The 25,173-nt window shown below is 69.4% G+C and carries 24 protein-coding genes and 1 tRNA gene; 15 read left to right on the top strand and 10 right to left on the bottom strand.

Translation table 11 applies throughout. The annotated features are described in order from the left end of the window. Positions 1-60: 60 nt before the first annotated feature. Entirely contained in the window at positions 61-609 is a 549-nt protein-coding gene (locus OIE75_RS18705) for a helix-turn-helix domain-containing protein (protein ID WP_114528355.1), read from the bottom strand. A 179-nt stretch (positions 610-788) separates the two neighbouring features. On the opposite strand from OIE75_RS18705, the gene OIE75_RS18710 reads away from it, so the two are divergent. Then, positions 789-861: transfer RNA gene (locus OIE75_RS18710), tRNA-Ala, on the top strand. Positions 862-951: 90 nt separating this feature from the next. On the opposite strand, the gene OIE75_RS18715 is transcribed toward OIE75_RS18710, so the two are convergent. Then, complete coding sequence (locus OIE75_RS18715) at positions 952-2,019, bottom strand: sensor histidine kinase (protein WP_329471526.1); 1,068 nt, start codon at positions 2,017-2,019, stop codon at positions 952-954. After that, positions 2,012-2,707: a response regulator transcription factor gene (locus OIE75_RS18720; RefSeq protein WP_329471527.1), complete on the bottom strand. Its 696-nt coding sequence runs from the start codon at positions 2,705-2,707 to the stop codon at positions 2,012-2,014. The genes OIE75_RS18715 and OIE75_RS18720 overlap by 8 nt, the downstream gene beginning before the upstream one ends. Before the next feature lie 86 nt (positions 2,708-2,793). Between OIE75_RS18720 and OIE75_RS18725 the strand changes: the two genes are divergently transcribed. From OIE75_RS18725 to OIE75_RS18735, 3 genes are all read left to right on the top strand, one after another. Continuing rightward, a complete protein-coding gene (locus OIE75_RS18725) occupies positions 2,794-3,435 on the top strand; it encodes a M15 family metallopeptidase (RefSeq protein WP_329471528.1) in 642 nt (213 codons plus the stop codon). Positions 3,436-3,488: 53 nt separating this feature from the next. Then, positions 3,489-4,565: an endonuclease/exonuclease/phosphatase family protein gene (locus OIE75_RS18730; protein ID WP_329471529.1), complete on the top strand. Its 1,077-nt coding sequence runs from the start codon at positions 3,489-3,491 to the stop codon at positions 4,563-4,565. 385 nt (positions 4,566-4,950) lie between these two features. Continuing rightward, positions 4,951-5,727 carry an isoprenyl transferase gene (locus OIE75_RS18735; protein WP_122616579.1) on the top strand — a complete coding sequence of 259 codons (777 nt, stop codon included), beginning with the start codon at positions 4,951-4,953 and terminating at the stop codon, positions 5,725-5,727. An 83-nt stretch (positions 5,728-5,810) separates the two neighbouring features. On the opposite strand, the gene OIE75_RS18740 is transcribed toward OIE75_RS18735, so the two are convergent. Continuing rightward, the gene (locus tag OIE75_RS18740) at positions 5,811-6,512 is read right to left on the bottom strand and encodes a DUF5324 family protein (RefSeq protein ID WP_307013745.1); all 702 of its coding nucleotides are present in this window, start codon (positions 6,510-6,512) and stop codon (positions 5,811-5,813) included. Positions 6,513-6,831: 319 nt separating this feature from the next. On the opposite strand from OIE75_RS18740, the gene OIE75_RS18745 reads away from it, so the two are divergent. Both OIE75_RS18745 and OIE75_RS18750 read left to right on the top strand, forming a co-directional pair. After that, positions 6,832-7,365: a peptidylprolyl isomerase gene (locus OIE75_RS18745; protein WP_307013746.1), complete on the top strand. Its 534-nt coding sequence runs from the start codon at positions 6,832-6,834 to the stop codon at positions 7,363-7,365. Between the two features lie 104 nt (positions 7,366-7,469). Beyond that, a complete protein-coding gene (locus OIE75_RS18750) occupies positions 7,470-8,357 on the top strand; it encodes a rhomboid family intramembrane serine protease (protein WP_329471530.1) in 888 nt (295 codons plus the stop codon). A gap of 242 nt (positions 8,358-8,599) precedes the next feature. Here OIE75_RS18750 and crgA read toward each other — a convergent pair whose 3' ends face one another. After that, positions 8,600-8,854 (bottom strand): cell division protein CrgA, encoded by a 255-nt coding sequence (crgA, locus tag OIE75_RS18755; protein ID WP_122616583.1) that lies wholly within the window; start codon positions 8,852-8,854, stop codon positions 8,600-8,602. A gap of 151 nt (positions 8,855-9,005) precedes the next feature. Between crgA and OIE75_RS18760 the strand changes: the two genes are divergently transcribed. The 5 genes from OIE75_RS18760 to OIE75_RS18780 are packed head-to-tail and all read left to right on the top strand — an operon-like array spanning position 9,006 to position 12,496. Further along, positions 9,006-9,785 (top strand): DUF881 domain-containing protein, encoded by a 780-nt coding sequence (locus tag OIE75_RS18760; protein ID WP_307013748.1) that lies wholly within the window; start codon positions 9,006-9,008, stop codon positions 9,783-9,785. Between the two features lie 45 nt (positions 9,786-9,830). Further along, complete coding sequence (locus OIE75_RS18765; RefSeq protein WP_206328638.1) at positions 9,831-10,028, top strand: hypothetical protein; 198 nt, start codon at positions 9,831-9,833, stop codon at positions 10,026-10,028. After that, positions 10,025-10,663: an aminodeoxychorismate/anthranilate synthase component II gene (locus OIE75_RS18770; protein ID WP_122616586.1), complete on the top strand. Its 639-nt coding sequence runs from the start codon at positions 10,025-10,027 to the stop codon at positions 10,661-10,663. The genes OIE75_RS18765 and OIE75_RS18770 overlap by 4 nt, the downstream gene beginning before the upstream one ends. Beyond that, positions 10,660-11,721, top strand: a complete 1,062-nt coding sequence (locus OIE75_RS18775; protein WP_329471531.1) for a class E sortase — start codon at positions 10,660-10,662, stop codon at positions 11,719-11,721. Before OIE75_RS18770 ends, OIE75_RS18775 begins: the two co-directional genes overlap by 4 nt. Positions 11,722-11,734: 13 nt before the next feature. Beyond that, entirely contained in the window at positions 11,735-12,496 is a 762-nt protein-coding gene (locus tag OIE75_RS18780) for a class E sortase (protein ID WP_329471532.1), read from the top strand. Between the two features lie 91 nt (positions 12,497-12,587). Here the strand turns inward: OIE75_RS18780 and OIE75_RS18785 are convergent, their stop codons facing one another. Then, positions 12,588-13,550: a restriction endonuclease gene (locus OIE75_RS18785; protein ID WP_329471533.1), complete on the bottom strand. Its 963-nt coding sequence runs from the start codon at positions 13,548-13,550 to the stop codon at positions 12,588-12,590. Positions 13,551-14,130: 580 nt separating this feature from the next. On the opposite strand from OIE75_RS18785, the gene OIE75_RS18790 reads away from it, so the two are divergent. The 4 genes from OIE75_RS18790 to OIE75_RS18805 are packed head-to-tail and all read left to right on the top strand — an operon-like array spanning position 14,131 to position 18,286. Continuing rightward, positions 14,131-14,565: a hypothetical protein gene (locus tag OIE75_RS18790; protein ID WP_307013752.1), complete on the top strand. Its 435-nt coding sequence runs from the start codon at positions 14,131-14,133 to the stop codon at positions 14,563-14,565. A gap of 59 nt (positions 14,566-14,624) precedes the next feature. Beyond that, the gene (locus tag OIE75_RS18795; protein WP_329471534.1) at positions 14,625-17,075 is read left to right on the top strand and encodes a glycoside hydrolase domain-containing protein; all 2,451 of its coding nucleotides are present in this window, start codon (positions 14,625-14,627) and stop codon (positions 17,073-17,075) included. Positions 17,076-17,078: 3 nt separating this feature from the next. Then, the gene (locus tag OIE75_RS18800) at positions 17,079-17,612 is read left to right on the top strand and encodes a hypothetical protein (RefSeq protein WP_329471535.1); all 534 of its coding nucleotides are present in this window, start codon (positions 17,079-17,081) and stop codon (positions 17,610-17,612) included. A gap of 2 nt (positions 17,613-17,614) precedes the next feature. After that, on the top strand, positions 17,615-18,286 hold the full coding sequence (locus OIE75_RS18805; protein WP_329474015.1) for a hypothetical protein: 672 nt from the start codon (positions 17,615-17,617) through the stop codon (positions 18,284-18,286). Positions 18,287-18,376: 90 nt separating this feature from the next. On the opposite strand, the gene pknB is transcribed toward OIE75_RS18805, so the two are convergent. The 4 genes from pknB to OIE75_RS18825 all read right to left on the bottom strand — a co-directional run bounded on the left by pknB (position 18,377) and on the right by OIE75_RS18825 (position 25,060). Next, entirely contained in the window at positions 18,377-20,383 is a 2,007-nt protein-coding gene (gene pknB / locus OIE75_RS18810) for a Stk1 family PASTA domain-containing Ser/Thr kinase (RefSeq protein ID WP_329471536.1), read from the bottom strand. A gap of 190 nt (positions 20,384-20,573) precedes the next feature. Beyond that, complete coding sequence (locus tag OIE75_RS18815) at positions 20,574-22,046, bottom strand: peptidoglycan D,D-transpeptidase FtsI family protein (protein ID WP_329471537.1); 1,473 nt, start codon at positions 22,044-22,046, stop codon at positions 20,574-20,576. Next, on the bottom strand, positions 22,043-23,479 hold the full coding sequence (locus OIE75_RS18820) for an FtsW/RodA/SpoVE family cell cycle protein (RefSeq protein ID WP_329471538.1): 1,437 nt from the start codon (positions 23,477-23,479) through the stop codon (positions 22,043-22,045). The genes OIE75_RS18815 and OIE75_RS18820 overlap by 4 nt, the downstream gene beginning before the upstream one ends. A gap of 27 nt (positions 23,480-23,506) precedes the next feature. Next, positions 23,507-25,060, bottom strand: coding sequence for a Stp1/IreP family PP2C-type Ser/Thr phosphatase (locus OIE75_RS18825; protein ID WP_307018023.1), 1,554 nt, complete (start codon positions 25,058-25,060; stop codon positions 23,507-23,509). Positions 25,061-25,173 lie beyond the last annotated feature (113 nt).

Here is a 25,173-nt window from a genome sequence, read left to right on the forward strand (position 1 = left end):
CTCCCCTCGCGCCACTCCCGGGTCCGGCCGCGACCCCCCTGTGGCGGCCGGACCCCGGGATCAGTTCTGGTGGGACTGGTAGTGCGCGACCGCGTCCGAGGTGCGGCCCGCTCCGTACACCCGCAGGAACTCCGCCAGCTCCGGGTGCGAGGAGGACAGGGCGTCCGCCGCGTCGATGATGTCCCCGGCGGCCGCCACCGAGCGCAGCAGAGACTGGATCTCGCGGACCACCCGCTTGACCGTGGGCGCACCCGAACTGCTCGTCGTCTGCGTGGTGTTGTTGAGCACCGAACCCCCCTGCGACTTCTTGATCTCGTCCATGCGCTCCGTCGCCTCGGCCGCGCTCACACTGCCGTCCGCGACCTGCCCCGCCAGGTCCTGCAGCAGCTGCACCCGCTGCACCACCGCGGGATTGCCGATCTTCGCCCGCTGGCCGCTCATCAGCTGCGAGAGCATCGGTGCGGACAGTCCCAGTACCCCCGCGAGACGAGCCTGGTTGAGACCAAGATCGTCGATGAGCCTACGGAAGAGCGCCCCCAACGGCTCCCCGTACCAGTTCCGCTGCAGTTCCCGCGCTCTCGCGGTGGCTTCCTGCTGTGCGGCGTCCATTGCGTCTCCCCATCGCTTCCCCAAGAACCGCAGTTCGCTCCAGCGAACCACGCCGAGCATCTTACGGAGCGTGGTCGTTCCCCGGGAGCCCCAATCATTTGTGAGATCCGGGGCGCGACCCGGTACTCTTGTCCGCGGTGACCGTCGGCCCGCCCGAAGCGACCGACGCCGCCTCCCGAGGGGCCTTAGCTCAGTTGGTAGAGCGCTGTCTTTGCATGGCAGATGTCAGGGGTTCGACTCCCCTAGGCTCCACTTATGCAAGCCCCTCCGAACTGCGGAAACGTGGTTCGGAGGGGCTTTTCGCGTGCCGCGGGCACTTGGCCGTCACGGTCGTCCGGCGGCTCAGGGCGCCGCCGGCAGTTCCACCGTGACGCCGAGGCCGCCCGTGGGACGGGGGGTCAGGGTGAGGGTGCCGTCGTGGGCCTGGGCGATGGTGCTGACGATGGCCAGGCCGAGGCCGACGCCCGCGTGATCGGTGTGGACGCGTTCGGTGCCGCGCTGGAACGGCTCGGTGAGCGTCGAGGCCAGCTCGGGGGTGACCCGGTCGCCGGTGTTCTCGACCGTGAGCACCACCGTCCTGCGGCGGACGGCGGTGGTGACGTGGACGGTGCCCCGTTCCGGCAGGTTGTGGACGATCGCGTTGTGCACCAGGTTCATGGTCAGCTGCAGCAGGAGCGACGGTGAGCCGGTCGTCGGCGTGAGGTCGCCGCGGGTCTCGAGGGTGACGCCTCGCCCTTCCGCGAGGGGGAGGAGCGTTTCGGTCGCCTCTTCCGCCAGGAGCGACAGGTCGACGCGCTCGCGCGCGAAGGAACGCTGCTCGGCTCGGCTGAGCAGAAGCAGCGCCTCGGTCAGGTCGATCGCCCGGGTGTTGACGGCGTGCAGGCGGTCCACGAGTTCACCGGTGTCGCGGTCCGGGTCGGCGCGGGCCACGTCGAGCAGCGACTTCGAGATCGCGAGCGGGGTGCGCAGCTCGTGCGAGGCGTTGGCCGCGAATCTCCGCTGCTCGGCGACGTGCGCTTCGAGCCGGCCGAGCATGGTGTCGAAGGCGTCGGCGAGTTCGCGGAACTCGTCCTGACGGCCCGGCAGCCGGACGCGGTGGGAGAGCGATCCGCCCGCCGCCGTGCGGGTGGCCTCCGTGATGCGGTTCAGCGGGGCGAGGATGCGGCCGGCCAGGAACCACCCTCCCGCGAGACCGAACACCAGCAGGAACGCCATCGTGACCGCCGCCATCGGAGCGAAGTCCCGCGCGACCGAGAGCTGGTACTCCGGCTGGAAGACGAGCCCGACGTGCGACACCCGCGTCAGGAACAGCCACCCGGCCGCGAGCATCAGGGCGCCGGCCAGCATCAGGAAGCCGGTGTAGCTGAGGGTGAGCTTGAGCCGGACGCTCGGCCCGCCCTCCCTATCCACGGCCCGCTCCCTCGTCCGCCGCGTCCGGCCGTACGTCGATGCGGTAGCCGACGCCCGGCACGGTGGCGATGATCCAGGGCTGCCCGAGCCGCTTGCGCAGCGCCGACACGGTGATCCGTACGGCGTTGGTGAACGGGTCGGCGTGCTCGTCCCACGCGCGTTCCAGCAGCTCCTCGGCGCTGATCACCCCGCCCTCGGCGGCGACGAGTACGTCGAGCACCGCGAACTGCTTCCTGGTGAGCGCGACGAAACGGCCGTCCCGGTACACCTCCCTGCGGAACGGGTCGAGCCGCAGCCCCGCGATCTCCCGCACCGGGGGCCGGCTGTGCGCGCGCCTGCGGTCGAGGGCCCGGAGCCGGAGCACCAGCTCCCGCAGCTCGAAGGGCTTGGTGAGGTAGTCGTCGGCCCCCAGCTCGAACCCGGAGGCCTTGTCGTCGAGCCGGGCGGCCGCGGTGAGCATGAGGATCGGCATGCCGCTGCCGGAGTCGACGATGCGCCGGGCGACCTCGTCGCCGGAAGGGCCGGGGATGTCCCGGTCGAGGACGGCGATGTCGTACGTGTTCACACCGAGCAGCCTCAGAGCGGTGTCGCCGTCCCCCGCGATGTCGGCGGCGATCGCCGCCAGCCGCAGTGCGTCGCGGATGGCCTCCGCCATGTACGGCTCGTCCTCGACGATCAGCACTCGCATGCTCCGATGCTAGGAGCCGGCGCATGTCGTCGGCGTATCGAAAACCGCGTACGCCGCGGCAACACCGCGTTCCCTTACCTGTGGGCATGACTCGCGACGCATCCGCACACAAGAAGCCCCACCGGCGTACCGACGTCCTCAAGATCGGCCTGCCGGTGGCCGCCCTGATCATCGCCGCCCTCGGCTGCCAGGCGCTGGCGTCCCCGTCGCCGCCCATGTCCCCGGCCGCGTCATCGGGTGAGGCACGCCCCACGGAGCCCCCCGGCGTGATCGACGAGGAGGACGGTGTCGTCCCCGACGGCACGACCGTCTTCGACACGGACGTCCCGGCCGTGACCCGGCTCGAGCCCGCGCTCCTCGCGGCCCTGCGACGGGCGGCGACGGACGCCGAGGACGACGGCGTCCAGGCGTTCCGCGTCAACAGCGGCCGGCGCTCCGAGGACTACCAGAAACGGCTCCTCGACGAGGCCGTCGACCAGTACGGCTCCGAGGAGGAGGCCGCGAAGTGGGTGGCCACTCCGGAGACCTCCGCCCACGTGTCGGGAGACGCCGTCGACATCGAGGGCTCCGACGCGACCGCCTGGCTCTCCCGCAACGGCAGCGCGTACGGACTCTGCCAGACCTACGCCAACGAGCCCTGGCACTACGAGCTGCGCCCCGAGGCCGCCGCGCACGGCTGCCCGGCCATGTACGACAACCCCGCGCAGGACCCGCGGACGCAGCGATGACCGGCGCATCCGATGTGAAGACGAGCGACACGCACGGTGAGCGAGGGCGGCCCATGACGCAGGTGGACACGGCGGCGACCGGACAGGGCGGACCCGGCCGCCCGGACACCGGCTCCGGAAGGCGCGCGCCCCTGCGACGGGTGGTCCGCGCCCTCTCCCGGCCGGGGCCCTGGCGACGCGGCCGGGTCCTCGCCGCCCTGGCGGTGCTGCTCGGCCTGCTCATGCCGCTGCACGCCCTGGTCACGGACCGGGCCGGGCTCGGCAGCCTCGTGGAGACCTTCCTGCCGTGGCTCGGCCTGGGCGTACCGGTTCTCCTGGTCGCGGCGCTGCTGCGGCGCTCCGCGACCGCGACCGTCGCGTTGCTGGTTCCGTGCGTGGCGTGGACGAGCCTCTTCGGCGACATGGTCGCCGACAAGTCCCGCCCGGGCGACAGCGACCTCACCGTGGTCAGCCACAACGTCGGCGCCGCCAACCCCGACCCGGCCGGCACCGCCCGTGACCTGGCCGCCTCCGGCGCGGACCTGCTGGCCCTCGAAGAGCTGACCGAGCGGGACCGGGCCACCTACGAGAAGGAACTCGCGGACGCCTACCCCCACCACACGGTGCAGGGCACGGTCGGACTGTGGAGCAGGCTGCCGCTGTCCGGCACCGCGCCGGTCGACACCAGGATCGACTACGGGCCGCTGGCGGAGACCAAGCCGGACGACGTCAAGCTCGCCTCCACCCGGGCCCTGCGCACCACGGTGACCACGGACCAGGGGCCGCTCGCGGTCTACGTCGCCCACCTGGGGTCCGTGCGCCTCCTGCCCCGCACCGGCTTCTGGACGGGCAGCCGCGACCGCAACGCGCAGGCGCTCGCCGAGGCCGTCGCCGCCGAGGAGAACGAGCGGATGGTGCTGCTCGGCGACCTGAACGGCACCGTGGACGACGGCGCCCTCGACGGCATCACCTCGCGGATGGACTCGGCCCAGGAGCAGGCCGGGGACGGTTTCGGCTTCAGCTATCCGGCCGGCTTCCCGGTGGTACGCATCGACCAGATCCTGGTCAGGGGCGTAGGGACGGACCGCGCCTGGACACTGCCGGCCACGGGCAGCGACCACCTGCCGGTGGCCGCGGGGTTCAGCTGGTGAACGCGGCAGTAAGGTGGCCAGCCCGGGACCCGGCACCCGGGCCACCCCCTGAGGGGGGTTTCGCCCGATATGCGCACAGGTGGCGCGGAGACGTTCCTCACCGACCGCACCCACGCACCTCGGCCGCCGGTGGACACGCGATCCGGACAATCACCAACGACCGCACGGAAAGGCCCAGTTGACCACGCGAAACGACCGCGCGGCCCACGCGGCCCGACCGAAACGGGCCCACGGACGGCCGCCGCTCGGCACCCGGGAGGTGCTGTCTGCTCTTGATATCGTCACCCCACAGGGCACCACCACCACACCCCGGCGGGCCGGTGCCACGTGGCTCATCGCCGTCGGAGGCGTCCGGTCGCTACCGACGAGGTGGAAGGGGTAGAGCATGCGGGCGAAGGTACGGGCCGCTCTCGACGCGCTGTATATGAAGCGCCTGGTCAAGGAGTTGGAGGGACGCCCACGCCCCCAGCACATCGGCATCATGCTCGACGGCAACCGCCGCTGGGCCAAGATGTCGGGCATAGACGACCCGCGAGAGGGCTACCGGGCCGGCGGAGCGAAGGTGCTGGACTTCCTGCGCTGGTGCGACTCCGCGCAGATCGAACACGTCACCCTCTTCATGCTCTCCGACGACAACCTGCACCGGCCCGAGGACCAGCTGAACCCGCTGATCGACATCATCGCCGAAGTCGTCGAGCGGCTCGCCGCCCCCGGCAACCCCTGGCGCGTGGAAGCGGTCGGCGCCCTGGACCTGCTGCCCGCCGAGTCCGCCGGCCGCCTCAAGACCGCCACCGCCGCCACCCAGGGCCGCAAGGGCGGCACCAAGGTCGACGTCGCCGTGGGCTACGGAGGCCGTCGCGAGATCGTCGACGCCGTGCGCTCGGCCCTCACCGAGCACAGCTCGCAGGGCGGGGACATCGACGAGTTCATCGAGACCTTCACCATGGAGCACATCTCCAAGCACCTGTACTCCAAGACGCGGTCCGAGTCCGACCTCATCATCCGCACCTCCGGGGAGCAGCGCCTCTCCGGATTCCTGCTCTGGCAGTCCGCCTACGCCGAGGTCCACTTCTGCGAGACCTACTGGCCGGACTTCCGCGAGATCGACTTCCTGCGCGCCCTGCGCTCCTACTCACTGCGCGAACGCCGCTACGGCCGCTGAGCCGCCGTTTCACGTGAAACATCACCGTGGGGCGGAAGACCCGAAGGTCTTCCGCCCCACGGCGATACCGGTCCGGAGAAGGATCAGCGGGGCTCGTCGCCCTCCGCCGCCTCCTCCTGCGCCTGCTTGGCCTGCACCTCGGGGTCGAGAATCGCCTCACCGGTGCCGTCCACCGACGTCAGCCGCCCGGACTCGGGCACCTCCGTCGCCTCCGGCGGCTCCACCAGCCAGTCCGGGTTTGCCTGCTTGTCCCACCACTTCCAGGCCGCGAAGGCGCCGCCCGCGACGAGACCCGCCACCGCCAGGACCCTGGCGATCCGGCCGGCCCTCGCACGCCGCTGGTGCTTGCGGGTCAGCTTCTCGATCTCCTTCGCCGTGACCTGACCCCGGAGCGCGGCCAACGCGGCGGCACCCCGCGCGGTCGCCTCGTCCCGCACGGGACCGGCCGCGGCCACCGCCTGCTCGATCTTCGGCCGTGAATAGTCGGCCGCCTGCCGAGCGGCCAGACGGGTGCGGATGGCCGCCTCCTGCGCGGCGGCGTCCACCTTCGGCGGCACATGCGTAAGGGCCTGCTCCAGCCGCGGCGCGACATGCGCCCCGTACTGGTGGCGGGCCTGGTCTGCGGCCTGCGACACCTTGGGCGCCAGCCGTACGCGCGCCTCCTGTGCGTAGTGAGCGGCCCTGTCCTTGGCCGTGTCGGCGTAGGGCGCCACCACTTCCGCGGCGTGCAGCACGCTGTCCTTCGCCGAACCGGTCGCGGCGCGCACGCTGTCGATGCGGGTCACGGGTTCCTCCTCCTCGGTGGCGTACGGTAATTCGACTTTCCACCCTTTTACGGATCATGCCTGTGGACGCAAAGCCAGGCATGTGAGGGCGGCCATCCGGGTCACCGACGATGCCCTCGGGCTCTCTGGGGCAAGTGGTGATGAAGTTGCGGACAAGAGCAGAACAAGCTCAACAACGGGTGAATACCGGGCAACGCGAGCCCGTACCCGACAATGCCACGGATCGGCTCCCCGCGCTCGGACCCGGGCGTATCAACGCCGAACGCGCCCTCGCCCGTGGGAGTATCGGTGCGCACCACCAGACGACGGAAGGCACCCCGTGGCCGAGCAGCTCTACGCCACTCTCAAGACCAGCCAAGGCGACATCGAGATCCGGCTGCTCCCGAACCACGCACCCAGGACGGTCAAGAACTTCGTCGAACTCGCCCGAGGCGAGCGGGAGTGGACCCACCCCGCCACCGGCGCGAAGACCACGGACAGGCTCTACGACGGCACCGTCTTCCACCGGGTCCTCAGCGGCTTCATGATCCAGGGCGGCGACCCGCTCGGCAACGGCACCGGCGACCCCGGCTACCAGTTCGCCGACGAGTTCCACCCCGACCTCGCCTTCGACAAGCCCTACCTGCTCGCCATGGCCAACGCCGGTCCCGGCACCAACGGCTCCCAGTTCTTCGTCACCGTCTCCCCGACGACCTGGCTGAACCGCAAGCACACCATCTTCGGCGAGGTCACCGACCCGGCCAGTCAGAAGGTCGTGGACACCATCGCCGCGGTGCAGACCAACCCGCGCACGCACCGCCCGGTCAACGACGTCGTCATCGAGACCGTCGTCGTGGAAACCCGCCAGGGCTGACCTCCCCCCGCACTGGGCAGGAACCAAACGCTCCGCCCATCCGTAAAAAGGGGCGGGGCGGCGCACGCGCGCACACCGCCCGCAGGGACGACCGAGGGGAAGTCATGGACCACGCGGCAGCAGGCCCGCCGGACGCCCAGAGCCTGCCCGGCTGCTATCGCCACCCGGACCGCGAGACCGGCATCCGCTGCACCCGCTGCGAACGCCCCATCTGCACGGACTGCATGATCAACGCGTCCGTCGGCTTCCACTGCCCCGACTGCGCCTCCGGCCGCACGGGCGGTGGCCCCGCGCCCGCCGCCTCCCGGCCCCGCACCCTGGCCGGGGGCACGGTCGCCGCCGACCCGCACCTGCTCACCAAGATCCTGATCGGGATCAACGCGGCGGTGTTCATCGCCGTACAGGCGCTCCCGTCGTCCTTCCTCAGCGACATGGTGCTCATCGGACGCTGGCCCCCCGCCCCCTTCGTCCCGACCGAGGGCGTCGCGGAGGGCGAGTGGTACCGCCTGGTGACCACGATGTTCACGCACGAGGAAATCTGGCACATCGGCTTCAACATGATCAGCCTCTGGTTCCTCGGCGGCCCGCTGGAAGCCGCGCTGGGCAGAGCCCGCTACCTCACGCTCTACCTCGTCTCCGGCCTGGCCGGCAGCGCCGTCACCTATCTGCTGGCCTCGCCCACCACGGCGACCCTCGGTGCCTCCGGCGCGGTCTTCGGCCTCTTCGGCGCCACCGCCGCGCTCGTCCGCCGCCTCAACGCGGACATGCGGCCGGTCGTCATCCTGCTGGCGATCAACCTCGTCTTCACGTTCACCTGGGCCAACATCGCCTGGCAGGCACACATCGGCGGTCTCGTCGCCGGCGGTGTGATCGGCTTCGCCATGCTCCACGCACCGCGCGAGCGGCGGACCCTCGTGCAGTACGGCGCCTGTGCGCTGGTCCTGCTGGTCGTCGTGGGGCTGACCCTGTTGAGGAGCGCACAGCTCACCTGAGCATGCGTTTTCCACAGTGGGTGTCGGATCTTGTGCACAGTGTGCGGGAACAGGTGTGCCCCCTGTCACTGACCAGTGTTTCCGCAGGTCAGGCAGGGGGCGAACATGTTTTCGGATGCCGGTACTTCCGTCACACCGGCGTCAACACCCTAGAGGTTATCCACAGATCGTCTTTCTTTTCCCCATGTGGATAACGCCTGTGGATAACTCCGTGGATAGCCCTGGGCAGAGCTAATGCCGCGCTACTTCCACTGCGTGGAGACGCCGAAGCCGGCGGCGATGAAGCCGAAGCCCACCACGATGTTCCAGTTGCCCAGGGAGTCGATCGGCAGTGAACCGTCGGTGACGTAGAAGACGACGATCCAGGCGAGGCCGATGACGAACATGGCCAGCATGACGGGTGCCACCCAGCCGCGGCTGGTCAGCTTGATGCTGGTCGACTGCTTGGCGGGCGGCGGCGTGTAGTCGGCCTTCTTGCGGATACGTGACTTCGGCACGAGGGTCTCTCCTGTCGATGCGCTGCGTGGCCGCGCAGGGAACGGGGGGTCGGTCTCGGGAGCGGCGTTCGGGGGACAAGGGGACTCTGAGCGCTCCCCCGGGCGTCCGTTAGCGTAGTCCTTCCGTGGCGCCGAAGGAGATAAGGGTACGTTGAGCAATTCTGCCGACTCCCCCGGGACGGGATCCAGCCCTGCCCGCCGGCGCCGTTTCCGGCCCGTGCGCGTTCTCACGGCAGCCGTCTTCGCTCTCGCGGGACTCATTTTCTTCACCAGCTTCAACACCGCGAAGGGCACCAATATCCGGACGGACGCCTCTTTGCTCAAGTTGTCCGACCTCATCCACGAGCGCAGCCAGGAGAACGGGCAGCAGGAGGAGGCGAACGCCGGCCTGCGGCACGACATCGAGTCGCTCGCCGAGCGCGACGACGGACGGTCGAAGTCGGAGGACGACGAGCTCGCCGCGCTGGAGGAGGAGGCGGGCACGCAGAAGCTGACCGGCGAGGCGATCTCCGTCACACTCGACGACGCGCCGCCGGACGCCACCGCCAAGCTCCCGGGCTACCCCGAGCCGCAGCCCGACTACCTGGTGATCCACCAGCAGGACCTCCAGGCCGTGGTGAACGCGCTGTGGCAGGGCGGGGCCAAGGGGATCAAGGTCATGGACCAGCGGCTGATCTCCACCAGCGCGGTCCGCTGCGTGGGCAACACCCTGATCCTGCAGGGCCGCGTCTACTCACCGCCGTACAAGATCCAGGCGGTCGGTGATCCGGAGCGGCTCAAGGAGACGCTGGCGGCGTCGCCGGCGATCCAGAACTACATGGTGTACGTCAACGTCTACGGACTCGGCTGGAAGGTCGAGGAGGACGGGAGGGCGACGCTGCCCGGCTACTCGGGCACGGCGGACCTGCACTATGCCCGGCCTGTGGAGTGAGGCCGTTCCGGAGGGCCCCGCGCCGCTAGTCTGGTGCGGTGCGGCGTGAGCCTGGCGCCGCGGTGCGACGGAAGGGACGGCATGTACGGCTGGATCTGGCGGCATCTGCCGGGGAACGCGTGGGTGAGGGCTCTGCTCTCGCTCGTGCTGGTCGTGGCCGTGGTCTACGTCCTCTTCCAGTACGTCTTCCCGTGGGCCGAACCGCTGCTTCCCTTCAACGATGTGACGGTGGACAACCAGTGAGCGCGCGCATCCTCGTCGTCGACAACTACGACAGCTTCGTCTTCAACCTGGTCCAGTACCTGTACCAGCTGGGCGCCGAGTGCGAGGTGCTGCGCAACGACGAGGTGTCGACGGCGCACGCCCAGGACGGTTTCGACGGCGTGCTGCTCTCTCCCGGGCCGGGGGCGCCGGAGCAGGCGGGCGTCTGCGTCGACATGGTCCGGCACTGTGCCGCCACGGGTGTCCCGGTCTTCGGCGTCTGCCTCGGCATGCAGTCGATGCAGGTGGCGTACGGCGGTGTGGTGGACCGGGCGCCGGAGCTGCTGCACGGCAAGACCTCGCCGGTCGAGCACACGGGCACGGGCGTCTTCGCGGGTCTGCCCTCCCCCTTCATCGCCACGCGGTACCACTCGCTGGCGGCGGAGCCGGGCACGGTGCCGGCCGAGCTGGAGGTGACGGCCCGCACCCACGACGGCATCGTGATGGGCCTGCGCCATCGTGAACTGCCCGTCGAGGGCGTGCAGTTTCACCCGGAGTCGGTGCTGACCGAGCACGGGCACCGGATGCTGGCCAACTGGCTGGTGGAGTGCGGCGACCAGGACGCGGTGGCGAGGTCGGCGGGGCTCGCCCCGGTGGTGGGCAGGGCCACGGCGTGACCGCCCTGCGCCCCGAGCGCGAATCCGGCACGGCCGGTGACCAGGGATCCTCGTACGGACGGCCGTACGGGGATTCCGGTGCGTTCGGGGGCGGATGGCAGGAGGACTTCACCTCGGCGGGTCCCACCGGCCCCACCGGCCCCACCGGCCCTACTGGTCCGGTCGACGACGAGACGGTGGCGCTGCGGATCCCCGAGCCGCCGCCGGAGCGGACGGTGGAGACCGCGACCCCGACAGGCGGCCGGGCGGCCCGCAGGAAGGCCGCGAAACGGCGTCACGGGCGCCGTGGAGCGCCGCGCGGGGCGTCGGCGGACTCCGAGTCGGCCGAGGAGGCGACAGCGCCGCTGTCGCGCGTGGAGGCCCGCCGTCAGGCCCGGGCCCGCAAGCCCGGCGCCGCGGTGATCGCGAGCCGGGCGATCGGTGAGGTCTTCATCACCACCGGCGTGCTGATGCTGCTCTTCGTCACCTACCAGCTGTGGTGGACGAACGTGCGGGCGCACGCGCAGGCGGACAAGGCGGCCAGCAACCTCCAGGACGACTGGGCGAGCGGCAAGCGCAACCCGGGGACCTTCGAGCCGGGTCAGGGCTTCGCGCTGCTGCACATCCCCGATCTGGACGTCGTGGTGCCGATCGCGGAGGGCATCAACAGCAAGAAGGTGCTGGACCGCGGGATGGTCGGGCACTACGGGGAGGACGCGCTGAAGACGGCGATGCCGGACGCGAAGACGGGCAACTTCGGCCTGGCGGGGCACCGCAACACGCACGGCGAGCCGTTCCGGTACATCAACAAGCTCAAGCCGGGTGATCCGATCGTCGTGGAGACGCAGGACAAGTACTTCGTCTACAAGATGGCGTCGATCCTGCCGGTGACGTCGCCGAGCAACGTCAGCGTGCTGGACCCGGTCCCGAAGCAGTCGGGGTTCAAGGAGCCCGGCCGCTACATCACCCTGACGACCTGCACGCCGGAGTTCACCAGCAAGTACCGCATGATCGTGTGGGGCAAGATGGTCGAGGAACGGCCGCGCAGCAAGGGCAAGCCGGATGCGCTCGTCAGTTAAGGGCGGATGACCAGTGGCAGCGACCACCGACACGGAGCACGACTCGGAGCAGCGGGAGCGGGCCGCCGCGCGCGGGCGCGGGCGGGGTCCCGGGCGGATCGTCGCGCGCGCGGTGAGCGTCTTCGGTGAACTCCTCATCACCGCGGGCCTGGTGCTGGGCCTGTTCGTCGTCTACTCCCTTTGGTGGACGAACGTGGTCGCCGACCGCGCGGCGGACAAGCAGGCCGACAAGGTGCGGGACAACTGGGCCGAGGACCGGGTCGGTCCGGACGGTCCCGGGGCGCTGGACACCAGGGCGGGGATCGGCTTCCTGCACGTCCCGGCCATGGGCAAGGGCGACATCCTGGTGGAGAAGGGCACGTCGATGAAGATCCTCAACGACGGCGTGGCCGGCTACTACACGGACCCGGTGAAGGCGACGCTGCCCACCTCGGGCAAGGAGGGCAACTTCTCGCTCGCGGCCCACCGCGACGGGCACGGGGCGAAGTTCCACAAGATCGACAAGATCGGCGAGGGCGACCCGATCGTCTTCGAGACGAAGGACACCTGGTACGTCTACAAGACCTACGCCGTCCTTCGGGAGACCTCGAAGTTCAACGTCGAGGTCCTCGAGGCGGTCCCCCAGGAGTCCGGCAAGAAGAAGCCCGGCCACTACATCACCCTGACGACCTGCACCCCGGTGTACACGAGCAAGTACCGGTACGTGGTCTGGGGCGAGCTGGTCCGCACGGAGAAGGTGGACGGAGAGCGGACGCCGCCGGAGGAACTGCGCTGACCGGCCTCCTCGCGGGAGGTCAGTCCTCTAACATGACGGAGGCCCGAAGCCGCAACTTCTCTTTGCGGCTTCGGGCCTCTTGCCGTGCGGCCTACCGGAGCGCCTTGAGCAGCACTCCGGCGCTCCAGGCTTCCAGCTCCTCGCGGTTCACGGTGGTGACTCCGCTGAGTTTGGCGATCGCCTCCGATTCGTGGCTGAAGTTGGAGGTGGCGACGAACAGGGCGACGTCCACGGGGTCGATGGCGCGTGCCGCGCCCGCGAACTTCTGCATGTCCGCGCTGGGTACGGTCCAGCGGCCGGACCTGTTCTTGCACTGGACGGCGACGGTGCGTCCGTCGGCGGTGCGGCCGGTGATGTCGATACCGCGGTCGGTGCGGGCCTGCCGTACGACGACGTCGACGCAGCCGTCCCGGCGCAGCAGGTCGGCTACGTGGTGCTCGAACGCCCGCCAGGTCATCGCGTTGAGTTTCGCCCTGACGTCGTCGGCGGGGCTGTCTCCTTCCAGGGTCGCGAGGCGTTTGTGGTGCCAGCACAGCTTGCGCTCGACGTTCTCGATGTCCCCGCGGAGTTCGATGAGCTCGCGGCGGTGTTCGCCGGACGTGGCGATGAGGGCGTTGAACATCGGTACGACGGTCCGGCCGAGGATGTGGGTGATGCGCTGGTCGATGCGGGCGTCTTGGGTGCTGGTGTCGGTCGGGGCCGGGTTGTCCACAGGCTGTGTGCGTGCCAGGTACTCCATGTCCAGAAGGTAGACACGCACCTGACGTGCGACTTCGCTGTCGCGGAGCAGCATGGCGATGTTGAGGACGGCACGGCGGGAGTAGATGGTGAGGTTCCGGCGCGCCTGTGGATAACTGGCCAGCGAGAGTGACATGTTGTCACTCTCGAATTCCCGCAGTTCAGCGCCTCGGAGCACGGTCATTCCGTTGGCTCCGAGTTCCTCACGGTTGCGCTTGGTCAGCTGGCGGATGGCTTCGGCGGTGACTTGGAAGTACGCCGCCACCATCGCCGTAGTCACGTGCAGGCCGTCCGGCAGCAGGGACAGTGCCTTCACTCGGTCGAGTACGTCCGTGCGTTCGAGGACGCCGCTGCGTAGGGTCCGCGATTCCAGTAGAGCCGTCTCGTTGATCACTGCCCGGCCTTCCCTGTTGGGATGATGTGGTCAACCGGACTTAACGAGTTGTGACATATGAAGACACGTTCGATGCAGTCGCTCGCCCGGCAGAACTGCGCGGGTTCACTTCTCAGCAGGTCAGGGCGTTCTTCGGGGGTCGAGGTCGACGGCCCTCGCCCTTTGTCATGTCCCGCCGGTCGGATAAAGTGCTCTCCGGGCTGACCACCTGGGGGGAAGTGTTGTCCATGTATTCCGTGCCGTTTCGCGCCCGTCTTACGAGGGCCTTGCCGGAGCCGTGCCGCTGACGCGTCACGCCCCAACTCCCCGCGAACGCTGTTCCGGTGGAACACGTGTCGACCGCTCACGGCCGGTCTTCTCCGGGACTTCCTGTCCAGTGACCCACCGGCGGCCAGTCGCGCCGGTCCCCGTCCAGCCCTGTTGAAGCAGCCGCTCCGGTTTGCCGGAGCCGCTTCGCCATGCCCGAACCATGCTCGAAAACGATGTCAAGAGGAACTCCCGCATGAACAAGAAGTCCGTGGTCGCCGGCGTCTTCGCCCTCGCCGCCGCCCTCCTGCCGCTCAGCGCGGCGCCCGCCCAGGCCGCGTCCAACCCCTGCGGCGGGCCGTACCAGACCATCGCCTACGTCGACGGCCGGCTCCCGGGCGACAGCGGCAACGACGACGGTGACATGGTCGCGTACGCCGGCGGCACCGGCTACCTGTGCGTCGTCTTCTACAACGGCACGCCCGGCGGGGCGAACGAGATGTACTTCAACGTCTGTCCCGGCAAGACCGGCGGGTCCGGGTGCGGCACCGACCACGGCAACTACGCCACCTACGCGGGCCCGATCCGCATCACCGACACCGGGTGCTTCACCGCCGCGTACATGCTGCGGAACGAGAAGGACACCACCTGGCTCATCAACGGCAAGCGCAGCTACGGCCCGCGCTGCTGATCCGCCCCCGGACCACCCGCACGTCCCAGCTCCTCCCCGTCCCGCAGAGAGGATCCCGCATGGATCAGCAAGTCCTCAGAGCCCAGAAGTGGGTCAACGAGAAGTACGGCAGTGTCGCCGGCTACCAGCGCTGCCCCGAAGACGGCCGTACCGGCTGGTCGACCATGTACAGCCTCACGATGGGGCTCCAGCACGAACTCGGCATCAGCCCGGTCGTCGCGAGCTTCGGCCCGGGAACCTACTCCCGCGTCGAGGCCCTGGGCGACATCGGGTTCGGCTGGGAGGAGAACCGCGACCTGCTGGCCTGCATCCAGTTCGGCATGTGGTGCAAGGGCTACTGGGCCGTCGAGCCGGAGAGCGAGGGGTGGTTCACCGGCGTCACCCGGGAGGCCGTCAAGGAGCTCCGCTCCAACATGGGCCTCCCGGAGGGCGACGGGGTCCTCAACGTCAAGATCATCAAGGCCATCCTCAACATGGACGCCTACGTCGTCGTCGCGGGCGGCAGCGAGGAGGTCCAGGGGATCCAGCGGTGGCTCAACGGGCGCTACTGGGACCGCAGCGCCTACAGCATCGGTCCCGCGGACGGCATCTACTCCCGTGACGTCCAGAAGTCCCTGATGGTCGCACTCCAGTACGAGCTGGGCATCGCCGCGCCGAACGGGAACTACGGACCCGCGACCCAGGCGGGGCTGCGGTCCCACCCGGTCGCACAGGGCGATTCCGGCACGCTGGTGCAGATATTCTCCGCCGCCTGCGTGTTCAACTCCCCCACCTACGACGACGAGCTCAACGCGATCCCCACCGCCTGGCGCTCCTCCTTCGACGACAAGCTCGCCGAATGGGTCCGCGCCTTCCAGAAGTTCAACAAGCTGGAGGTCAACGGCGACGGCGACTTCCAGACCTGGTCGCAGCTCCTGGTCTCCATGGGAGACCCCGACCGCCCCGCCACGGGTTCGGACACGCGTTACGAGATCACCCCGTCGCGCGCGAAGTGGCTCAAGGACAACAAGTACGAGATCGTGGGCCGCTACATCTACGATCCGCCGGGTTCCACCCTGGACAAGGAGATCAAGCCGGGCGAGCTGGACACGATCTTCTCGCACGGGCTGCGCGTCTTCCCGATCTACCAGGACAACGCCCGCGAGCTGGACGACTTCACGTACGCCAACGGGTACCAGCACGGTCTGAACGCCCACGAGCTGGCCAGCGGTTACGGCTTCAACCCCGGCACCACGATCTACTTCGCCGTCGACTACGACGCCACCCAGGAGGCCATCGACGGCTCTCCGAAGGGCATCATCGTCTACTTCCACGGCGTACAGGCCGCGCTCGCCAGCAAGGGCAAGAAGTACAACCACGGCGTCTACGGCTCCCGCAACGTCTGCATCAACGTCACCAACAAGACGTTCGCCCGGTACTCCTTCGTCTCCGGCATGTCCTGGGGCTTCTCCGGCAACCTCGGCTTCCCGATCCCGCGCAACTGGTCGTTCAACCAGATCAAGGAGTTCAAGGTCCAGAACGGGTCGGACACCTTCGACCTGGACCGCGACGTGATCTCGGGTCTCGACCGCGGTGTGGGCTCGGTCAACGACCAGGCCGGACCGGCCGACGACTTCATCGCCTACGTCCAGAAGCTGTACGACCTGGCCGGTTCCTACGGGGCGACCGGTCAGAAGCGCAGCCAGCTCGTGATGGAGTACATCCGCCACTACGAGTACGGCGACAAGGACACCCTGAACAAGATCGGCTGGTGGTACCTCATCGGCGGGTTCGACCAGGGGTTCGTCGACTACTGCAACGCGCAGGGCATGTCCATCAGGAAGTCCTTCAAGGACCCCTTCACCGGCTATGACCTGGGCGCCGAGCACATGATGGCCACGGCCAACGCGCACCTGCTGACGGACCAGCCGTCCGACCGCCAGGGCGCCAACGGCGGTGACGTCGGCGGCTGGGCCGGCGACCTGATGACGTTCTGGTCGGACTGGCGCAACTCCGAGACGGAGTACGCCGACCCGCTCGCCTTCTGCCACGCCAGGCTCGCCGTCCCCGGGGTGTCGTCCTCGTTCGGCTTCAACGACCTCATCGAGGACGCGGACGGCTATCTGATCGCCCGCGCGGTCCGCGGCAACAAGACGATCGTCGAGGCCGTCAAGGCGCTGTACCAGCAGGGTGGCGGCGGCCTGACCCGCTTCAACGACTACTTCACGCAGCGCTGGGGCAACGCCACCGACTGCAAGCAGTCCGCGCACAACGCCCTGACCGCCTCCGACACGGTCCTGGGCCCGGCCCGCAAGCAGCTGATCAGCCTCAAGGGCGCCGTGCTGCCGGCCGTGTACCAGAATGCTCCGGGTGGTTTCGACAAGCTGCAGAACTTCGAGCAGGGATTCGTGGACGCCCTTCTCGCCCGCATGGGCATGGAGAAGAAGAAGGCGGCGCAGTACCGGGCCAATCACGAGGCGTTCCTCAAGGCGGCCCGCGGCCGGGCTGCCGCGCGTTCCGCCAAGGGCTGACGGATGACCCCGGGGAACAAGACCTTCCGGCCCGAGCGGCTCGCCTACCTGGGCGGGCTGGCGGTGATGGGCGTCGCGCTGCTGTTCCTGCTCGGCACCGGTGGCATCGTTGTCGCCGTCGTGCTGGGGATCCTGTGCGTCGGGATGGTCGCCGGAGGCCGTAGCGGCGTCCGGGCCGTCCGCGAGGGCGCGTGGGCGCGGCCCCGTACCTGGCTGTCACTGGGTGTGGCCGGTCTGTCGGCCGGTGTCGTCGGGTTCGCGGCCGCCTACCTGACCGGGATCTTCTCCGGAGGACTCGACGTCGAGGAGGCCTGTGTCCACGGTCACGGCGTCCGCTACGACGACGCCTACCGGGAAGCGCACGCGGAAGAGTTCAGCCGCTGGTTCCCGCTGCACAGCAAGTGCAACGAGAGCTTCGACCTCGTTCCCTCCTGGGTCAATCCGGCCATTGTGTTCTTCGTCCTGCTGGCGGCGGCCGGTGTGCTCTGCCTCGCCGCCGCGGTGGCGACCGCTCTGAGACCAAGGAGAGACAGATGATGATGGGCGAACTGACGAGGCGCCGCTTCGTGGGGGCGACGGCCGGTGTGGCGGGTGCGGCGGCCCTGACCTCGCTGCTGCCCGCCACGGCGGCCGTCGCGGCCGAGCCGGCCGGTGCGGCCGGTTCCTGGGCCGGGGAGCGCAGCGGCAACGGCTGGCCGCTCCTGGAGGCCCCGGAGACGTTCGGCGTCGAGGGCAGCGACCAGAAGGTGAGACTCGCCGGCGGTGACGCCGCCGTGGTCCTGCTGCACGTCGCGCGCCGCTTCCACTACGAGATCGGCGAGCTGCGGGCCGGCGAGATCCACGGGTGGACGGCCGACCGCCGGGTCGCGCAGGAGTACGAGTCGAACTACCTGTCCGGTACGGCGATCGCCGTCCGGCCCCTCTCGTATCCGGCCGGGGCGCGGGACGGCCTGTACCCGAACGAGCTGGTCGTGGTGCGGGACATCCTCGCCGAACTGGACGGCGTCGTCTCCTGGGGCGGCGATCTCACGCCGGTCAAGGAGTCCCACTTCGAGATCGCCGTGAAGCCCGGGCATCCGCGGCTCAAGGGTGTCGCCCGCAAGATCGAGGGCTGGCGGAAGGGTCCCGGCGACGAGGGCGCCGGGGCGACCGACGCGTTCGACCCGGCACGCCGCGAGAAGGCCCGCGCCTTCGCCCGGCGCTCGGCGTAGAACGGCGCCCGGTTCCGCTCCGGGCCGACGAGAGCCCCGGTCCCTCCGCTGAGGGGCCGGGGCTCTCCTTGTTGCCGGGTGCGGCGTGGGTCAGTCGTCGCCGCGGAGGCCGCCGATGATGCCTCCGTTGTTACCGCCGTTGTTGCCCCCGTTGCCGCCCACGGTGGTGAGGGTGATCGGGGTGGCGGCGGGGTCGTCGACCTCGGTGCCCGCCGGCGGGTTCTGCTGTATGACCACGGCGTTGCCGTCGTTGGGTCCGGTCACCTGGATGTTGGTGAAGCCGGCCTGCTGGAGGGTCTGCTGGGCCTGCTGCAGCGGGGTGCCGAGCTTGATCTCCGGCACCTTCTTCTTCTCCACGGCCTTGCCGACGACGATCGTGACCTTGGAGCCCTTGTCGACCTGCTGGTTCGCCGCGGGTGTGGTGGAGATCACCTTGTCGACCTGGTTCGGGTCCTGGGTCGGCTGGTCGGTGCAGGTGGCTTCCAGGTCGTTGTTCTGCATCTGGGCCTTGGCCTCGTCGCAGCTGCGGCCGACGACGTCTGGCACCGTGGCCTTCGCCTCGGCCTTGGCGACCTCCAGGGTCACCGTGGAGCCCTTCTCCAGCTCGCTGCCGGGGTCCGGGTCCTGGCTGAGGACCGTGCCCTCGTCCTGGGAGGACTCGGTCTGCTTGGTCTCGACCTCGAAGCCCTTGTTCTCGAGCTGCTCGGTGGCCGTGTCGACGTCCTTGTCGATGACGTTCGGCACGGCGACCTTCGGGGCGCCGGTGGAGACGACCAGGTTGACGGTGGACTGCTTGTCGACCGAGGTCCCCTGCCTGGGGTCCTGTGAGCAGATGTTGCCCTTCTTCTGGTCCTCGCAGGGCTTCTGCGTGAAGGCCACTTCAAGGTCGGCGTTGACCGCCAGCTGCTGGGCGTCCGTCTTGGTCTGCCCGATGAATCCGGGCACGTCGACCTTGTCGTTGCCGGGCCCGCCGTCGCCGCTGAACGCGTACTTGCCGATCAGGATCGCGCCGACGAGGACGAGGACGCCCGCCAGGACCAGGAAGATCGTGGACGTGTTCGACTTGCGCGGCTGCTGCCGGCGCCGGTCGGGGCGGTCGTCGTAGCCGTAGCCGCCGTCGTCCGGGTTCATGGGCGGCAGCATGGTCGTGGCACCGCCGCCGCCGTCCGAGCGCAGCGCGGTGGTCGGCTGGTCGTCGGGGTAGGCCCCGTAGCCCCCCGCGGCCATGGCGCCCATCGCGGCGGTCGCGCCGACGGGCTGGCCGTCGAGGCAGGCCTCGATGTCGGCCCGCATCTCGTCGGCCGACTGGTAGCGGTAGTCGGGGTCCTTGACCAGCGCCTTCAGCACGATCGCGTCCATCTCGGGCGTGATCTCGGGGTCGAAGACGCTCGGCGCCTGCGGTTCCTCACGCACGTGCTGGTACGCGACGGCGACCGGGGAGTCGCCGACGAAGGGCGGCCGCACGGTCAGCAGCTCGTAGAGCAGACAGCCCGTGGAGTACAGGTCGGACCGCGCGTCGACCTGCTCGCCCTTGGCCTGCTCCGGGGAGAGGTACTGGGCGGTGCCGATCACCGCGGCGGTCTGCGTCATGGTCATGCCGGAGTCGCCCATCGCGCGGGCGATGCCGAAGTCCATGACCTTGACCTGGCCGTTGCGCGTGAGCATGACGTTGGCGGGCTTGATGTCGCGGTGGACGATGCCGGCCCGGTGCGAGTACTCCAGCGCCTGGAGGATGCCGATGGTCATCTCCAGCGTCCGCTCCGGCAGCAGCTTGCGGCCGGAGTGGAGCAGCTCACGGAGCGTGGAGCCGTCGACGTACTCCATGACGATGTACGGGATGGAGACCCCGTCGATGTAGTCCTCGCCCGTGTCGTAGACCGCCACGATCGCGGGATGGTTGAGCGAGGCGGCAGACTGGGCCTCCCGGCGGAAGCGGGCCTGGAAGGACGGATCGCGCGCGAGGTCCGCGCGCAGCGTCTTCACCGCCACCTGGCGTCCGAGCCGGGTGTCATGAGCGTGGTAAACCTCCGCCATGCCACCACGGCCGAGCACCGGGCCCAGCTCGTACCGGCCGCCGAGGCGACGCGGCTCTTCCATAACTACCTACCAGCCCTCTCCGTCGGTCCCGACCGGCATGCTTGTACGGTCGGAGGCTGCCGTCCGGCCTACGGTACCCGGCTCGCTCTGTGGGCCTTGGCCAAGCCCGGCAGCCGATACAGGACCGGTATCGCAACGTGCGCCGATGTGAAGGGGACGTGACAGGAGTCACGTCCCGTTCATGGTGTGGTCACTTCTTGCTGTCGATGACGGCCTCCATGACGTTCTTCGCGATCGGTGCCGCGAGGCCGCCGCCGGAGATGTCGTCGCGTACGGCGTTCTCGTCCTCGATCACCACGGCCACGGCGACCGGCGCGCTGCCGTCCTCGCCCTTGGCGTACGAGATGAACCAGGCGTAGGGGTTCTCCTTGTTGTCGACGCCGTGCTGTGCGGTACCGGTCTTGCCGCCCACGGTGACGCCGTCGATCTGGGCGTTGGTTCCCGTGCCGTCCTGGACGACGGTCTCCATCATGTCCTGGAGGACCTGGGCGTTGTCCGGGGAGAGCGGCTTGCTCATCTCCTCGGGGTCGGTCTTCTCGATGGTGTCGAGGTTCGGGGCCTGGAGTTCGTCGACCATGTACGGCTTCATCAGGGTGCCGTTGTTGGCGATCGCCGAGGTGACCATGGCCATCTGCAGCGGGGTCGCCGCGGTGTTGAACTGGCCGATGGAGGAGAGCGCGACCTCGGAGGGCGCCATGTCGTCGGAGAAGACGGAGGGGTTGGAGCGGACCGGGACGAACTGCTCCTCGGTGAAGCCGAACTTCTTGGCCTCCTCCAGCATCTTCTGGTTGCCGAGGTCGGAGCCGATCTTGCCGAAGACGGTGTTGCAGGACACCCGCAGCGCCTCGCGGAGCGTGGCGTTCTCGCAGGGGAGGTCGCCCTCGTTCTTCAGCTCGGTCGTGGTGCCCGGCATGGTCCACGGCAGCGGGGTCTCGGTCTTGTCGTCCGCCGAGGTGTACTTCTCGTTCTCCAGGGCGGCCGCCGCGGTGACCACCTTGAAGGTGGAGCCGGGCGGGTAGACCTCGCGCAGCGCGCGGTTGAGCATCGGGTCGTCGGGGTTGTTCTTCTTCTGGAGCTTGTTCCAGGCCTCCCCGGCCGCCTCGTTGCTGCCGGCGATCGAGGTGGGGTCGTACGACGGGTACGAGGCCATCGACAGGATCTTGCCGGTGGAGGGTTCGAGCGCGACGACGGCGCCCTTGGCGCCCTGCTTCTTCAGACCGTCGTAGGCGGCCTTCTGGGCGGCGCTGTTGAGGGTGGTGACGACGTTGCCGCCCTCGCGCTTCTTGCCCGTGACCATGTCGAGGGTGTTGCGGAAGAACAGCCGGTCGTCGTTGCCCGTGAGGATGCCGTCGTCGATGGATTCGAGCTGGGTGGCGCCGTAGGCCTGGGAGACGTACCCGGTGACGGGCGCCCACATGGCGCCGTCCTTGTAGGTCCGCTTGTACTTGAAGTCGCCCTCGGTGGTGGCGTGTCCGGTGATGGCCTTGCCGTCGACGATGATGTCGCCGCGCGGGCTGGCGTACCGCTCGATGGCGACCCGGCGGTTGTGCTCGTCCTCCTTGAGGTCGTCGGCCTGGACGTACTGGAGCCAGTTGTCCCGGATGAGCAGGGTGAGGACGAGGAGGCCGCAGAAGATCGCGATCCGGCGCAGTGGCTTGTTCACGGTCGGACCACCTGGGTCATCTCGGCGTCGGGGCTGGCGGGGGCGGCGGGTGCCGGTCTGCGCGCGGTGTCGCTGATGCGCAGCAGGATGCCGATCAGTGCCCAGTTGGCGATGACGGAGGAGCCGCCGTAGGCGAGGAAGGGCATGGTCATACCCGTGAGCGGGATGAGGCCCATGACACCGCCGGCGACGACGAAGACCTGGAGTGCGAAGGCGCCGGAGAGGCCGATGGCGAGGAGCTTGCCGAAGGGGTCCCGGGCGGCGAGGGCGGTGCGCACGCCGCGCTCGACGATCAAGGCGTAGAGCAGGAGCAGCGCCATGAGGCCCGCGAGGCCCAGTTCCTCGCCGAAGGTGGCGAGGATGAAGTCGGAGTTGGCGGCGAAGCGGATCAGCTCGGAGTGGCCCTGGCCCCAGCCGGTGCCGAGGGTGCCGCCGGAGCCGAAGGCCCACAGGGCCTGCATGGCCTGCTCGGAGTGGCCGCCGACGCCCGCGCGGGAGAGCGTGTACTCCTTCATCGGGTCGAGCCAGGCGTCCACACGCTGCTGGATGTGCGGCTCGAAGCTGGCGACGCCGACGGCGCCGACGGCGGACATCAGGAGGCCGAAGACGATCCAGCTGGTCCGCTCGGTGGCGACGTACAGCATGATCACGAACATGCCGAAGAAGAGCAGCGAGGTGCCGAGGTCGGTCTCGAAGACGAGGATGAGGATCGAGACCATCCACACCACGAGGATCGGGCCGAGGTCGCGGCCGCGCGGCAGGTAGAGGCCCATGAAGCGGCGGCTGGCGAGGGCCAGCGCGTCCCGCTTCACCATCAGGTAGCCCGCGAAGAAGATCGCTAGGACGATCTTGGCGAACTCGCCCGGCTGGATGGAGAAGGAGCCGACCTGGATCCAGATCTTGGCGCCGTAGATGTTCTTGCCCAGGCCCGGTACGAGCGGGAGCAGCAGCAGGAACAGGGCGCCGAGCATGGAGATGTAGGTGTAGCGCTGCAGGACGCGGTGGTCCTTCAGGAAGATCATGACCGCGACGAAGAGGGCGATGCCCATCGCGGTGTACATCAGCTGGCGGGGCGCGGCGGTGCCGGCCTGCTCGATGTCCTGGAGGAGTTCGGACTGGTCCAGCCGCCAGATGGCGACGAGTCCGAGCCCGTTGAGCAGGGTGGCCAGCGGAAGCATCAGCGGGTCCGAGTACGGCGCGAACTTGCGTACGACGAGGTGCCCGACGCCGGCCAGCAGGCCGAGGCCGAGGCCGTAGCTCAGCAGGCCGGCGGGCACCTCGTCGTTGATGGCCAGACCCACGTTGGCGTAGGCGAAGACCGGGATGAGGACGGCGAACACGAGCAGAGCCAGCTCGGTGTTGCGCCGGCTCGGGGCGCCGATGGCGCCGATCGTGGACGTGTGGTGCGTCGTCGAGTTGGTAGAACTGCTCATCGTGTGACGGGGCCTCTCACGGCTTGCCTACTGCTTACCGCACAGCGAGACGACCTTCTGCTCTTCCTCCGAGAGGGTCGGGCCGGAACCTGGGGTGGGTGCGGTCGGGGACTGGGACGACTCGGGTGCCTTCTGCGACTCCGACGCGTTCGGCGACGGGGTGGGTGTCGGTGAGGCCTTGGACGTGAAGGAGGCGGGGGTGGTTCCCGTGGTGCCGCCGGCCTCGCCCTCGCCCGTCTTGGCGTTCTCCTCGGTCTCCGCGGAGCGCCGGTCGGCCTGCTTCTTGCAGGCGGAGGCCTGAACCGCCAGCTCCTCGATCTTCGCCCGCGCGTCGGCCAGGTCGCCTTCGGCGATGGTGGCCTCGACGAGTTTCTGCTGGTAGGGCGGCAGGTACTTGAGTTCGATCTCGGGGTGGTCCTTCTGGACCTTCGAGAGCGAGACCCAGGCGAGGTCCTGGCTGATGCCGCGGTACAGGGCGACGTGGTCGTCGTTGGTGCCGACGTAGTACTGGGTCTGGGTCCAGCGCCAGCCGCCGTACGTGCCGCCGCCGATGACGGCGAGGGCGAGCACGGTGTAGAGGGATCTCTTCAGCCAGCGGCGGCCCTTGCGGGGCTTGACGAAGTCGTCGGGGCCGTAGTCGTCGAAGCCGCCCGCCGGGACGTACCCGGTGGTGTCGCCGCTGCCGGGCGGGCCGAACTCGCCGCCCCCGCCGTGCTGTCCGCCCTGGCGGCCGAGGCCGGCGGCGCGGCCGGCCGGGGTCTGCATGATGCCGTTGTCGCCCATCTGGGCCTGGTTCTCGGCGACGGCGCCGACGACCACGGGGGTGTCGGAGAGCTGCCCGGCGAGGGTGTCGCCGGTGTCGAGGTCGAGGACGTCGGCGACGATGACGGTGATGTTGTCCGGGCCGCCGCCGCGCAGGGCGAGCTGGATCAGCTCCTGGACGGTCTCCTGGGGGCCCTGGTAGCTGGCGAGGGTGTCCTCCATCGTCTGGTGGGAGACGACGCCGGAGAGCCCGTCGGAGCAGATGAGGTAACGGTCGCCGGCCCGCACCTCGCGGATGGACAGGTCGGGTTCGACGTGGTCGCCGCTGCCGAGGGCGCGCATCAGCAGGGAGCGCTGCGGGTGGGTGCCCGCCTCCTCCTCGGTGATCCGTCCCTCGTCGACGAGGCGCTGCACCCAGGTGTGGTCCTGCGTGATCTGCGTGAGGACGCCGTCGCGCAGCAGGTAGGCCCGCGAGTCGCCGACGTGCACCATGCCCAGGCGCTGGCCGGTCCACAGCAGCGCGGTCAGCGTGGTGCCCATGCCCTCCAGGGCGGGGTCCTCCTCGACCATCTGCCGCAGCTGGTCGTTGGCGCGCTGCACGGCGGCGCCGAGGGAGGTGAGGACGTCGGAGCCGGGCACGTCGTCGTCGAGGGCGACGATGGTGGAGATCACCTCGGAGGAGGCGACCTCACCGGCGGCCTGGCCGCCCATGCCGTCGGCGATGGCGAGCAGGCGCGGACCGGCGTAGCCGGAGTCCTCGTTGCCCTCCCGGATCATGCCCTTGTGCGAACCGGCGGCGAAGCGCAGTGACAGACTCATGCGCACCTCGCCCGTCGGCTCCGGGTACAGCCGGTCGTGTCGAGCCACACTGCCCACCCTCCGGTCGGGAGCGCGCCGGGGCCCGGGGTGCCGGCCGCCGCCGCGTGCTCGCT

It is taken from the genome of Streptomyces sp. NBC_01723 (assembly GCF_036246005.1).
In the GTDB taxonomy this organism is placed as follows: domain Bacteria; phylum Actinomycetota; class Actinomycetes; order Streptomycetales; family Streptomycetaceae; genus Streptomyces.